The 12938-nt window shown below is 48.4% G+C and carries 14 protein-coding genes and 1 pseudogene; all 15 read right to left on the bottom strand.

What is annotated here, in order from left to right; translation table 11 throughout:
* Window positions 1-79: 79 nt before the first annotated feature.
* The 15 genes and pseudogenes from A4G20_03840 to A4G20_03770 all read right to left on the bottom strand — a co-directional run bounded on the left by A4G20_03840 (window position 80) and on the right by A4G20_03770 (window position 12588).
* On the bottom strand, window positions 80-1051 hold the full coding sequence (locus A4G20_03840; GenBank protein ID QIW15520.1) for a dipeptide ABC transporter ATP-binding protein: 972 nt from the start codon (window positions 1049-1051) through the stop codon (window positions 80-82).
* Between the two features lie 8 nt (window positions 1052-1059).
* Entirely contained in the window at window positions 1060-1950 is an 891-nt protein-coding gene (locus A4G20_03835; protein ID QIW15519.1) for a dipeptide ABC transporter permease DppC, read from the bottom strand.
* Window positions 1951-2144: 194 nt separating this feature from the next.
* Window positions 2145-3148, bottom strand: a pseudogene (locus tag A4G20_03830) (peptide ABC transporter permease).
* A gap of 76 nt (window positions 3149-3224) precedes the next feature.
* Entirely contained in the window at window positions 3225-4820 is a 1596-nt protein-coding gene (locus tag A4G20_03825) for a peptide transporter (protein ID QIW15518.1), read from the bottom strand.
* Window positions 4821-5062: 242 nt separating this feature from the next.
* Window positions 5063-5929, bottom strand: a complete 867-nt coding sequence (locus tag A4G20_03820; protein QIW15517.1) for an RNase adaptor protein RapZ — start codon at window positions 5927-5929, stop codon at window positions 5063-5065.
* A gap of 8 nt (window positions 5930-5937) precedes the next feature.
* A complete protein-coding gene (locus A4G20_03815; protein ID QIW15516.1) occupies window positions 5938-6441 on the bottom strand; it encodes a PTS sugar transporter subunit IIA in 504 nt (167 codons plus the stop codon).
* Window positions 6442-6614: 173 nt separating this feature from the next.
* Window positions 6615-7340 carry an LPS export ABC transporter ATP-binding protein gene (locus A4G20_03810; protein ID QIW15515.1) on the bottom strand — a complete coding sequence of 242 codons (726 nt, stop codon included), beginning with the start codon at window positions 7338-7340 and terminating at the stop codon, window positions 6615-6617.
* Window positions 7341-7348: 8 nt separating this feature from the next.
* A complete protein-coding gene (locus A4G20_03805) occupies window positions 7349-7864 on the bottom strand; it encodes a lipopolysaccharide transport periplasmic protein LptA (protein ID QIW15514.1) in 516 nt (171 codons plus the stop codon).
* A gap of 9 nt (window positions 7865-7873) precedes the next feature.
* On the bottom strand, window positions 7874-8488 hold the full coding sequence (locus A4G20_03800; GenBank protein QIW15513.1) for an LPS export ABC transporter periplasmic protein LptC: 615 nt from the start codon (window positions 8486-8488) through the stop codon (window positions 7874-7876).
* A gap of 56 nt (window positions 8489-8544) precedes the next feature.
* Window positions 8545-9666 carry an N-acetylmuramoyl-L-alanine amidase gene (locus A4G20_03795; protein QIW15512.1) on the bottom strand — a complete coding sequence of 374 codons (1122 nt, stop codon included), beginning with the start codon at window positions 9664-9666 and terminating at the stop codon, window positions 8545-8547.
* 26 nt (window positions 9667-9692) lie between these two features.
* Entirely contained in the window at window positions 9693-10181 is a 489-nt protein-coding gene (locus tag A4G20_03790) for a tRNA (N6-adenosine(37)-N6)-threonylcarbamoyltransferase complex ATPase TsaE (GenBank protein ID QIW15511.1), read from the bottom strand.
* 177 nt (window positions 10182-10358) lie between these two features.
* Entirely contained in the window at window positions 10359-10907 is a 549-nt protein-coding gene (locus A4G20_03785; GenBank protein QIW15510.1) for an oligoribonuclease, read from the bottom strand.
* The gene (locus tag A4G20_03780; protein ID QIW15509.1) at window positions 10888-11310 is read right to left on the bottom strand and encodes an 8-oxo-dGTP diphosphatase; all 423 of its coding nucleotides are present in this window, start codon (window positions 11308-11310) and stop codon (window positions 10888-10890) included. The genes A4G20_03785 and A4G20_03780 overlap by 20 nt, the downstream gene beginning before the upstream one ends.
* 8 nt (window positions 11311-11318) lie before the next feature.
* Window positions 11319-11552 (bottom strand): hypothetical protein, encoded by a 234-nt coding sequence (locus A4G20_03775; GenBank protein QIW15508.1) that lies wholly within the window; start codon window positions 11550-11552, stop codon window positions 11319-11321.
* 13 nt (window positions 11553-11565) lie between these two features.
* Entirely contained in the window at window positions 11566-12588 is a 1023-nt protein-coding gene (locus A4G20_03770) for a thiamine biosynthesis protein ApbE (GenBank protein ID QIW15507.1), read from the bottom strand.
* Window positions 12589-12938 lie beyond the last annotated feature (350 nt).

Here is a 12938-nt window from a genome sequence, read left to right as displayed (position 1 = left end):
TTTTTTGTTTCTTCTATGTTAGTCCCCCCACCCTAACCCTCCCCGCAAGCAGGGGAGGGGATTTGTGGGAGGTGTAAGATCAAATAATTCTCGGTTGCCCGTCCAGCTCCAAAGGCGTATGGCACTTGACCTGCCGCCCTTCAATCATCCGCATCTCCGGCTCTTGCTGGCGGCAGAGATCGGTCGCATAAGGGCAACGTGGGTTGAGCAGGCAGCCCTGTGGACGGTCGTATTTGCCCGGCACGACACCTGGCAGTGATTGCAGGCGGGATTTGCCTTCCGCAAATTCAGGTAAGGCTTTGAGCAAGGCTTGGGTATAAGGGTGAAGCGGTGCCTTGAAGATTTCCTCTGCCTTGCCCTCTTCCACTACTTGCCCCGCATACATAACGATAATCCGATGGGCTGCTTCAGCTACTAAAGCCAGATCGTGGGTGATCAGGATGAGGGCCATATTTTCCTTGCGTTGCAGTTCTAGCAAGAGATCAATAATCTGGGCCTGAATGGTAACATCGAGGGCCGTGGTCGGTTCGTCCGCAATCAAGAGTTTAGGGTTGCAGGCAATGGCCATGGCGATCATGACCCGCTGGCTCATCCCGCCCGAAAGTTGGTGGGGATAGACCTCCAGCCGAGATTGGGGATCGGGAATGCCTACCAAAGTAAGCAATTCAATGGCCCGAGCCTTACGGCTGGCCTTGCTGCCGCCCTGGTGAACCTTGAGGGCCTCCATAATCTGGTAGCCCACGGTGTAGCTGGGGTTGAGGCTGGTCATGGCATCTTGGAAGATCATGGCCACATCCGCCCCCACAATCTGGCGTTTCTGCTTAGGGTTGAGGGTTAGCAGGTTGCTATCATTAAAATGCAGGCTGTCTGCCATAACCTTTCCTGGGAAATCAATCAGGCCCATAATGGCCAGGGAGCTGACCGACTTGCCCGAGCCTGATTCGCCCACAATGCCCAGCACTTCACCTTCGTTGACTTGGTAGCTAATTCTATCCACCGCCTTAAAGCCAGCAAAATGGACAGAGAGATTATTCACTTCTAATAGTGCCATTTTGCCTCCTATTGTTTGAGTTTTGGATCGAGGGCATCACGCAGGCCATCACCCATGAGGTTAAAGGCCAGCACCAGCGACAAGATGGCCAAACCTGGAATAGTCACTAGCCAGTTGGCCGACTGCATAAAGCCACGGGATTCAGCCAACATGGTCCCCAATTCAGGCGTTGGCGGTTGTGCCCCAATGCCGAGGAAGCCTAGAGCGGCCAGTTCTAGAATGGCGTTGGAGATGCCCATGGTCATCTGCACGATAAGCGGGGCCAAGCAGTTAGGCAAAATCACTACAAACATAAGGCGGAACACACCAGCCCCAGCCACACGGCTGGCGACCACATAGTCACGGTTCTTTTCACTCATGACCGAAGCACGGGTTAAGCGGACGTAACTCGGAATGGAGACCACCGCAATAGCAATAGCAGCGTTAATCAAAGATGGGCCCAAGATGGTAACCACGCCAATGGTCAGCAAGAGGCTTGGGATGGCCAGCATAATATCGACAAAGCGCATGATGATGATGTCGGTTGTGCCGCCATAGTAGCCAGCCAAGAGGCCTAAAATCACGCCCATAAGGCAGGAAAGTACCACAATAACAAGCCCGATAAAGACCGACAGTCTGGCCCCATAAATCACCCGAGAGAGAATATCCCGGCCGATGTCGTCCGTGCCTAAAATATAGGCAGAATTGCCACCTTCAAACCACATAGGCGGTAGGAGCAGGGCGGAACGGTTCTGTTCAATCGGGTCAAAGGGGGCGACCACATCTGCAAAGACGCAGACCAAAAAGACAATCGAAATAAAGGCCAAGCCCACCAAGGCCCCACGGTTTTGGCTGAAATAGTACCAAAACTCTTGCAGGGGCGTTTTTGGTTGGGGGGCAACCAGGGTTTCACTAGACATTTTCACTCCAAAAATTAACATTCCCCCCTTTGAAAAAGGGGGCTAGGGGGATTTAACTCACTACAAGCGGGTCAAAAAATGCTTTTTCCACTCCCTCTCGTTGATTGCACGTCTGAAAAATCTCCCCTAACCCCTCTTTTTCAAAGAGGGGAATGGATCACGTGGCAATCAAGTCCATCACATTTAAACAATGATTACGAATGCCGAATCCTCGGATTCACCACACCATAAATCAAATCCACCGTTAAATTAACCAAGATAATAATGGTGGCAATAATTAAGACTGAGCCCTGTAGCACTGGGTAGTCACGAGCGTTAATGGCATCGATCACCCACTTACCAATCCCCGGCCAAGAGAAGATATTTTCGGTTAAGACCGCACCCGATAAGAGCTGGCCGATAATCAGGCCGACCACGGTGACCACCGGAATGAGGGCATTTCTTAGGGCATGGACGATCACAATTCTGGTTGTACTCAAGCCCTTGGCCTTGGCGGTGCGGATATAGTCCTCACCCAAGACTTCCAGCATGGAAGAACGAGTCATTCGGGTAATGATGGCCAGCGGGATGGTGCCTAAGACAATGGCAGGCAAGACCAGCGACTTAACCGCCCCTAAAAAAGCACCGGGTTCGTCTGAACGCCAGGTGTCAATCAACATAAAACCTGTGTCGGCATCGATCCAAAACTCTGCTGGCAGGCGGCCTGAAGCCGGCAACCCTAAAGGCGTAGAGAAATAGAGAATTAAAATCAAGCCCCACCAGAAAATGGGCATGGAATAGCCTGTTAAGGCAAGGGAGCTGACCACATGGGAAATCCAGGAGTCCTTCTTAATGGCAGCAATAATCCCTAAGATAATGCCCCAATCAGCGACCAGCCCAGGGCGAAGAAGGCCAGTTCTACTGTGGCTGGAAAGAGGGTAAAGAACTCTTTAAGCACGGGCTCATTATTGCGAAAGGACACGCCCAAGTCACCGCTTAGCACGCCCTTGATGTAGTTGAAATACTGTTCCCACAAGGGTAAATCCAGCCCTAGTTGTTTCATCATTTGGGCGTGAATAACAGGGTCGATCCCCCGTTCGCCCATGCGGATCTCAATCGGGTCGCCTGGAATTAAATGCACTAGGGCAAAGGTAATCAGGGTAATGGCCAAAAAGGTGGGAATGACCATTAAAATGCGTTTTAGAATAAATTGAAACATTGTTTTCTCGGTATAATTGTTCCCCCCCCCTAACCCTCCCCGCAAGCGGGGGAGGGGATCAAGGAGGAGGATTTAACTATTTCCCCTCAACCAATTCTACCCCATAGAAATTGTGTAAACCAAATGGGTTGACCACATAGTTTTCCACTTCTTTTCTAACAGGGAAGTAGGTTGTTGAGTGGGCGACCGTAATCCACGGTGCTTGTTGTTTAAAGAGCACTTGGGCTTGTTGATAAAGCTCAGTACGTTTAGCAGGATCATTGTTTTGCGCCGCTTCTTTCACCAGCTTATCAAAGTCTGCATTACAGAAACGGGCATAATTAGAGCCAGATGGCACGGAAGAACAGCTTAAAAGCGTATTTAAGAAGTTATCTGGGTCACCATTGTCACCCGTCCAGCCCATGAGACCAGTGTCGTGATCACCCTTGCCCATACGCTTGAGGTATTCGCCCCATTCATAGCTAACAATTTTGGCTTTCACACCAATGTTTTTCCAGTCTTCTTGGATCATTTCAGCCATACGGCGGGCATTCGGGTTGTATGGGCGGGAAACTGGCATGGCCCATAAGTCGATCTCAAAGCCCTTCTCTAGGCCAGCTTCTTTTAAGAGGGCCTTGGCTTTTTCTGGGCTGTATTCGTAGTCCTGAACGGCATCATTATAGCTCCAGATTGTTGGTGGAATTGGGTTTTTGGCCACTTCACCTGAACCTTGGTAAACCGAATCCAAAATGGCCGCCTTATTCACAGCGTGGCTAAGGGCCTGGCGAACCTGTGGCTTATCTAATGGCGCTTTTTCTGTATTGAAGGCCACATAGCCCACGTTAAGGCCTGGTTTGGTCAGCACCTTGAGGTTTGGATCAGCCTTGATAACGCCTAAATCCGCTGGGTTTGGATATGGCATGGCGTGACATTCGCCCTTTTTTAGTTTAGCAAAACGCACAGAAGCATCTGGTGTAATACTAAAGACCAAGCGATCTAATTTCGATTTACCTGCCCAGTAGTTTTCAAAGGCCTTGAAGCGAACTGTAGAGTCTTTTTGGTAGGCCACAAATTCAAATGGGCCAGTGCCAAGTGGCTGGCTGTCCACTTTTTCTGGCGTACCGGCCTTGAGCATATTTTCAGCATATTCAGCCGAGAAAATAGAGGCGAAATCCATGCCTAGATTGGCCAAAAACGGTGCATTCGGCACTTTTAGGCTAATTTTAACCGTGTAATCATCAACTTTTTCCACCTTATCCATGATATTTGGCATATCCATGGCAATAAAGTACTCATAATTGCCACCTGATACCTTGTGGTAAGGGTGTTTTGGATCGAGCTGACGGTTAAAGGAGAAGACCACATCGTCCGCATTCAGATCACGGCTTGGCTTGAAGTCTTTTGTGGTATGGAATTTTACGCCCTTACGCAGGTGGAAGGTGTAGGTTTTACCATCGTCAGAAATTTCCCAACTTTCTGCCAAAGACGGAATAACCTTGGTTTCACCTGGTTCAAAATCCACCAGGCGGTTATAAATGGTTTGGCTAGAGGCGTCAAGGGTTGCGCCATCGGTGCCTAATTGTGGGTTGAAATACGAAGGCGAGGCTTCCGAACAGTAAACAAAGGTTTTCGGCGCCGCCACGGCTGTGCCTGCTGCAAGCATGGCAAGGGTTAGGACAGAGAGTTTTTTCATAGGTGACTCCAGGGTGTGTTTGCAAGAAATTGCGGGGTTTACCCCGCTTGTTGTATAAAATCTAGAAAAATATGCTACAAAGAAGGAACTTTTTCAAAAAGCATATAGAGGGAATATACAAGTTTTTGTGTGAACTGCAAGGGGGGTGATAGCAAAAAATCCTAAGAAAGGCGATTATTTTGTAAATTTGTTTATTTTTTGTTAAGAAAAAAGCAGATTATTCATCTGCTTTTGGGGAAAACTTAATGATCGGCCTTTTTATACTTTTCTAGGCTCTTATGGCGGATTTGAACGTCCTTGCCCTTGCCTTGAAAATATTTGCCCAGCTGTTCGGTAATAAAGACTGAACGGTGCTTGCCACCAGTGCAGCCGATGGCAATGGTGAGGTAGCTGCGGTTGTTTTTTTCCAGCATGGGCAGCCACATTTCCAGGTATTGGCGGGTTTGGTAGATGAAGTTATGTACTTCGCTATGGGCTTCTAAGAAATCAATCACGGGCTGCTCTAGGCCTGTCATGGGGCGGAGTTCTGCATTCCAATGGGGATTAGGGAGGAAGCGCACGTCAAAGACATAATCCGCATCAGCAGGCAGGCCGTATTTAAAGCCAAAGGATTCAAAGATGATCTTAAGTTCCTTGTCGCTATTGCCACGCAGTAATTCTCTTAATTTTTCTGCTAGGCCATGGGAGGAGAGATGCGTTGTGTCAATAATATGATTGGCGTGCTGGAACAGGGGATCGAGCCATTTGCCCTCCAGCTCAATGGCACTTTCAAGGGAAATTCCCTCCTCATTTGAAAGCGGGTGGGAGCGGCGGGAATCACTGTAGCGGCGAATCAGCACACTGGTTTCACAATCTAAAAAGATGATTTTGGTTTGAATGTCTTGCGGCAGCTGGGCCAGCATATCATCCAATAAGCCTGACTTATTGGGAAGGTTGCGAATATCAAGACTGACTGCAACCGACTGATTCCGCTCGGCCAGCAAGGTTGCAAGTTGAGGAATCAGGGGCAGGGGGATATTATCCACACAGTAATAGCCGCTGTCTTCCAAGGCCCGTAAGGCCACTGATTTGCCCGATCCTGATCGGCCACTGATGATAATAAGTTCCATAACCCCTCCTAACTTTCGCTTGCTTGTGCTTCTAGGCTGTCAGCATACTCAAAAACCTGCCAGATTTCTTCTGCTGATCCAGCTGATCGGAGCTGTTTGGCCAAATGTTTGTCGCTCAGCCTTTGGGCCAGATCTGGCAGGGCTGACTTATATTGCTCACACGCTCCTTCTGGGAAGAACATGGCAAAAATCAAATCCACTTCTCGGTTATCGGCTGCCTCAAAATCAATAGGATCAGCCAGCTGGAGGAAAAGGGCCAAAGGTTGGCTAAAGTGTTGGCTAGCAGGCAACTTGGCATGCGGCAGGGCAATGCCATTGTTAATGCAGGTTGAGCCTAATTTTTCCCGCTTAAAGAGGCTGGAAAAACAAGCCACCTTACAGCGCTCCTCGCCATATTGTTGGTTGAAATAGCTTGCGGCCAGTTCGCCAATCATTTCAAGGCTACGTTTTTTGCTGGAGGCAATCACATCGTGGCGAATGAGTTCAGGTTTGAGGAAATAGGTAAATTTCATTTTATACTATTTTTCAATCCCCCCTCCGCCTTCGGCACCTCCCCCGCAAGCGGGTGGAGGGAAAATATTCGTGAATAAATAAATTCTTTATATCCTTCGCTCCCACCGTTTACGGGGGGAGCTGCCGAAGGCTGAGGGGGGGGGTAAATTACTGTTCTTCGTTTTACTCAATGTTATAACTTAAACTGATCACCCAAATAAACCCGTTTTACATCTGGGTTATTGAGGACATCATTCGGTGTGCCGCTGGCGATAATGGCACCGCTGCCTACAATGTAGGCACGTTCGCAAACATCCAAGGTTTCCCGCACGTTGTGGTCGGTGATCAAGACACCCAAGCCCCGCTCTTTGAGGTGGACGATGATCTTTTTAATGTCATTGACCGAAATGGGATCCACACCTGCAAAGGGTTCATCCAGCAGGATAAATTGTGGGTTGGCAGCCAAGGCACGGGCAATTTCCACCCGGCGGCGTTCGCCCCCTGATAGAGACTGGCCCAGGCTATTGCGGATATGTTCAATGTGGAATTCGCTAATCAGCTCGTCAGCACGTTGCTTACGTTCTTGATCGTTGAGATCTTTTCGCACTTGAAGCACGGCCATAAGGTTATCATAGACACTCAAGCGGCGGAAAATCGAGGCTTCCTGCGGCAGGTAACCAATTCCTTCCCTGGCTCTGTCGTGCATGGGCAGGACGCTGATGTCATGATCGTCAATGCGGATCTTGCCCTTGTCATGGCGAACCAACCCCACCACCATATAAAAAGAAGTGGTTTTCCCCGCTCCGTTTGGGCCTAGAAGGCCAACAATTTCGCCTGCTTTGACATTAAAGCTTACGTCTTTAACGACCTGACGGCTCTTGTAGCTCTTGGCTAAATTTTCTGCATAAAGCGTTGGCATGGGCTCACCTATTTCTTGGTCGATTTCTTGTTATCTTGCAACTGGTTTGGAATCAGCACGGTTCTGACCCGAGACTTGCCACCACTGGTGGCCCTAAGTTGTTGTTTTTTCACATCATAGGTGATCTTATTGGCCCGGATAAAGCTGTCTAACTGCTTGAGTTCGGCATTGCCCGTTAGGGTCAAAAATTCGTTGTTCAGATCATAATTCACGCTATTACCCTTGCCATTTACTGGCTTGCCATTATCCAAGGTTTGCTGAAAGGTCACTGGCGAACCTGTTGCATCAATGGTTTCTTTCTTGCCTTCTTGACGGGTAATAGTCACTTTAGCGGCATTGATCTTAATGGAGCCTTGGGTAATCACCACGTTATCGCTAAAGGTGACAACATTATTTTCCATATCCAGGGACTGGCTGCCGGAGTCAATGTTAATAGGCTGATCTGTATCGCCCTTAAGGGCATGGGCTGAAAGGCTGGTGGTCAGTAAAGCGGTCAAAAAAAGGCTGCGAATTGCAAATTTCATCATGTGTCCTTATTTATCAGTTGGCGTTGGGGCATCTGCTGCCTGGTCGTCTTGTTTAATCTTAGTCGGTTCAATAAAGGTTTTGACGTCTTTTTGTAGGGTGGCGACCTGCTGTTTAAGGTTGCCTGTAAGGCCTGTCCCTGTGGTAGTAAAGCCCATTCCCTCGGATTTGACCACACTGTCGGTATAAACATCGTGGCTGTTTAAATCAACGGTTAGGTGATCGGTTTCAATTTTTTGCAGGCGGGAGGTTGGGGTCAGGGCCTGCAATTTTACATTGCCCTGCAAATGCAGCAATTTTTCCTTGGTAATTTCTGCCTTGTCTGCGGTTAGTTGCCATTCTTTAAGGGCAGTTTGGGCATCAAAGAGGTTTAAGAGAGGTTTTAAAAACTCGGTGCGCTCGGTAGTTTCAAAACGCTTAATTTCTTCGGCTTCAGCAAAATATTGGGGCTTGCCGTTAAGATCATAAACCGAGGTGGTCATCTTATCGCCCACATATTCAGGCATGCCCTCTTTCTTGATCAGGTTCTCAAGGCCTGTATCGTCATTGCTTTGCAGGCTGATATACCAGCCCCCAAGGCTTGCGACAATCAGCAGTAAAATAAGAGTTAATCGAATATTCATACTGTTTTATAAAGATGAAAAACTGTGGCTATGATACCACAGTTTTGACCTGACCATTAACGGACTTTTAATTTCTGTCCTGTGCGAATTTTATAGTCTTTTAGGTTATTGAGCTGGCTAAGCTTATCTGGCGTGGTCTTATACATTCTGGCAATGGAATAGACCGTTTCATCCTGCTGCACAACATGGTGGCTGGCATTGCTAGCAGGGCTTGCCTTTTCGCTTTTGCTGTCTTTTGCGGTGGCTTTCTCATTTGCCTTAGGCTTGTCTTTGGTACTTGTTTTGTCACCGGCCTTGGTCTTATCCGCTGTTTTTGCAGATTTTGATGTTTTTTCAGCCGCTTGTTTTGGCTCATCTTTTTTAGGCGTGGCCTTGGGCTTGACTTCGGCCACCTTCGGGCTGCCCGTGCCTAGGGTGCCGGAGTTCTTTTTATGGTAATTAACCAAGCCTTGATAAATGGCCCGGGCCACCTTTTTACGGTAGGCGGCTGTGGCTAACTTATGTTCTTCATCCGCATTGGATAAAAAGCCGGTTTCCACCAAGATGGACGGAATATCTGGCGAACGCAAAACGCTGAGGCTGGCATGTTGAGGCGTGCGTTTGGCAATGGCGCCAACATTACCTAGGCTGGCCAAGACGCTCTTGCCCAGCTCATAGCCCACCCGCTGGGCATGGGAAAATTGGAGATCCAAGACGGTTTGGTTGAGGTAGCGTTCGTTATTATTAGATAAGACCGAACCCGCCCCGCCCAAGAGTTCAGACTGCTTCTCCCGATCTTCCAGCCATTTACCCAATTCATCACTGGCTCGGCGGTTGGACAAGACCCAGACAGAAGCCCCTTTCAGGTTATTGGAGGCAGGAGAAGAATCGGCATGAATGGAGACCAAGAAATTGGCCCGATGCTTACGGGCAATTTCGGTACGATTGGGTAGTTGAATGAAATAGTCACCCGAACGGGTCATCACCGCCTTGAAGTTAGGATCCTTGTCCAGCAAGGCCTTAAGCTCTCTTGAAATGGCCAAGGTGACATCTTTTTCCTTAATATTCAATGATTTACCAATGGCTCCAGGGTCACGTCCACCGTGGCCTGGATCAATGGCAATCACCAGCTTAGCCGACACCGACAGGCTCAGTAAGCATCCGAATGTTCCAATCAAGAGGGTTTTAAGCCAATTCATTCTTCTTCCTATTTCATACAAGCGGGTTAAAGGTCCTTAAAATTTGCAAGAATGGCCTGGCCAGCTGCACTTTGTGCCTGCAAGACCAGCTCCCGCCCTTGCGCTTGATAATTAATTTGCACCAACAAATCTGCCTCAGGGATCATACCCTGGCCTCGGCTGGCCCATTCCAGTAAACAGAGAGTTTGGGGGCGGAAATAATCCCGAATGCCCATAAATTCCAGCTCTTCAGGATCGGCCAGACGGTAGAGATCGAAATGGTAAATGGCCAGAGCTGGCAATTGGTATTCTTCCACCAAGGTATAAGTTGGGCTTTTAACATTGCCCTGGTAGCCAAACTGGCGGACAATGCTGCGGCTTAGAGTGGTCTTGCCCGCCCCAAGTTCCCCGTTTAAGTAAATTACCAGGGAATTTTCAGTGTTTTGAGCCAAATATTGGGCAAACTGCTGGGCCAGTTGGCTGCCAAAGGCCAACATTTGCTCTTCGTTGCTAAAGGAAAAGGCGAGTTGTGTCATTTAATGTTTTTAGACTTCTTTAACGTTATTGATAATCCCCCCTCAGCCCTTTGGGCAGCTCCCCCCGCAAGCGGAGGGAGCGAAGTTTGCAAAAGATCTCTTCCCTCCACCCGCTTGCGGGGGAGGTGCCGAAGGCGGAGGGGGGATTTTATTCACAAATACTAAGAGTAACAGCCTCTAGTCTAAGCGAATAAAATGTTCCCGATAAAACTTGAGTTCAGCAATGGATTCCTTGATGTCGTCCAAGGCCAGATGAGTATTTTTTTTCTCAAACTTGTCCAAGATTTCAGGCTTCCAACGGCGGGCCAGCTCCTTGAGGGTGCTGACATCCAAGTGACGATAATGAAAATAATCAGCCAGATCAGGCATATATTTGACCAAAAACCGCTTATCCTGGGCAATGCTGTTGCCGCAAATGGGCGAGGCCCCCTTATCCACCCAGCGCTTGAGAAAGTCGATGGTTTGAAGTTCGGCGGCCCGTTCGGTCAGTTTGCTCTGTTTAACCCGCTCAACCAGGCCGTTTTCGGTGTGGGTTTTAACACACCAATCACTCATTTTAGCCAAAAGCTCATCAGATTGATGCACCGCCAACACCGGGCCTTCGGCCAGGATATTCAGATCCTTGTCGGTCACGATGGTGGCAATTTCTATGATCCGCTCTTTTTCAGGATCAAGCCCGGTCATTTCCAGATCGATCCAAATTAAATTATCCTTGTTCTTGCTCACTTTGTGCCTCCAAAACTAAACGTTTAACTAGGGCTTCATTGGCAGGTGGGAAAAGGCCTGCGTCTAGCTCTGCCTGCTCGATCCAAAATCCTTCCTGCCCCTCACGGCCAAAGGGTTCGCCCACCCATTCCTCAATCAGGTAGAAGAAAAACTCCAAATGCTTGGTTGGGTATTCAAAGACAAAATGCTCATAAGGAAAGGCACTGAGTACATGAATGCCCACTTCCTCTTCTAATTCACGTCTGAGGGCTTCCTCTGGGCTTTCACCCGCATCGACTTTGCCGCCTGGAAATTCAAGGGCTTGAGCAAAATCCTGCCCTTCTAAGCGTTGGGCAAGGTAAATTTGGCCGAATTCGTTGCGAATAATCCCAACAGCGACCTGGATCGTGGGCTTATCAGGCATAGTTATCCTTATTTAGAGGCATCGTAAAATTGTGGTTTAAAATCAGCCAGGGTAGCTTCGCCCTTTTCGATTTTGGATTTGAGATTATCGCAAGGCTCTTCGCAGTCACACATTTTGGCCATGCCCAGGGCAGAAATCCCGCCACAGCTGCCCTTGAGTTCCTTGCCCTTGATAATAAAGCCAATCGACATGGCAATCACGATGGCTAGAAAAAAACCGAAGGTTAGTAAAATCGTTTCCATTATTCACTCCAATTTATTGTTTGATCAGTTTTTCAAATTCGCTCGACATTTTAGTGTCGAACTTGTCGCCGTTTTTGATAATCAAGAAAACGGCTAATTTTTCCCGTTCGGCCACGTCTAAGGCCTTGTCTGCACCAAGGACAAAGAGCCCAGTGGAAAGGCCGTCAGCCGTCATGGATTTTTCCGCCACCACCGAAATTGAGGCCAGATTGTGGTTTACTGGGTGGTGATTTTTAGGGTCGATAATATGAGATAAGCGGTTGCCCTGCTCGTCTTCAAAATAGTTGCGGTAGTTACCTGAGGTGGCAAGAGCGAACTTGTGCAGCGGCACGACAATTTGGGCGACACCGTTGGCTTCCGGCTTTTCAATGGCAATCTTCCAAGCCTCATTTTTCTGATTATTACCCTTGCCCCGCATTTCGCCGCCGATTTCGACCAAGTAGTTTTCAATCCCTAAGCTTTCTAGGTGATCGGCCACCTTGTCCACACCAGCCCCCTTAGCAATAGAAGATAAATCTAAGTAGAGATTTGGGTGGGTTTTGACCAAGGCGTTGCCTTGCACTTGAATTTTATCAATCCCCACGGCTTCAGAACGCTCCGCAATTTGTTCTGCCGTTGGCACTTTATTAAGGCGTTTATCTGGCCCGAAACCCCAGAGATTGACCAGTGGGCCAACGGTTACATCTAAAGCTCCGTCAGAAATCTTGTTCAAACGAACAGCCTCTTGCACCACCATGGCAAAATCAGGCGAAACCTTGAAGGGCTGGTTGGCCATATTATAGCGGTTAAACTGGCTAATTTCTGAATCATTTTGATAGGTGGACATCTGGCGATTGACTTCCTTGAGGAGGTTGTCCAGCTGGGCCTGAACCTCTTCTTGCTTAGGCAGGTTTTTAATGTCACCCTTGTCGATATACTTGACATGATAGGTCGTTCCCATGGTTTTGCCAGTCAAAGCGATTTGGGTCGGCTCCTTGTTGCAAGCGGTCAGAAAGAGGGAAAAAGTTGCAAGGGCAAGTAGGGTTTTGAGTTTCATGGTGTTCCTTTTTAGTTTTTGAGGAATTAGATCTCAATCAATCTGGATCTAGTTCTTCTCTTTAGCAAAATAGATTTTTTCCGACAGCGACTTCGTCGCAATCGGTTACGAATAAGTCAGGGGCTTTGCCCCTGTAGATTAGAGGAGGGGCAAAGCCCCTCAATTATTCGTAACCACGTACGGCTTGCCGTGCGTGGTATTAACTCAACTTTGCTAAAGAGAGGAATTTTTACATAGTGCAAACGGATCAAACTTGCAAAAAACCTGCATTTTTGACCCGCTTGTTCCCCCCTCCGCCTTCGGCACCTCCCCCCACAAGTGGGGGGAGGGAAAGGGAAGAGGAGCTTATG

Source organism: Pasteurellaceae bacterium RH1A (genome assembly GCA_012221805.1).
In the GTDB taxonomy this organism is placed as follows: Bacteria; Pseudomonadota; Gammaproteobacteria; order Enterobacterales; family Pasteurellaceae; genus RH1A.
The sequence above is the reverse complement of the archived record's forward strand: the minus strand, read 5'-3'. Positions and strand labels throughout refer to the sequence as shown.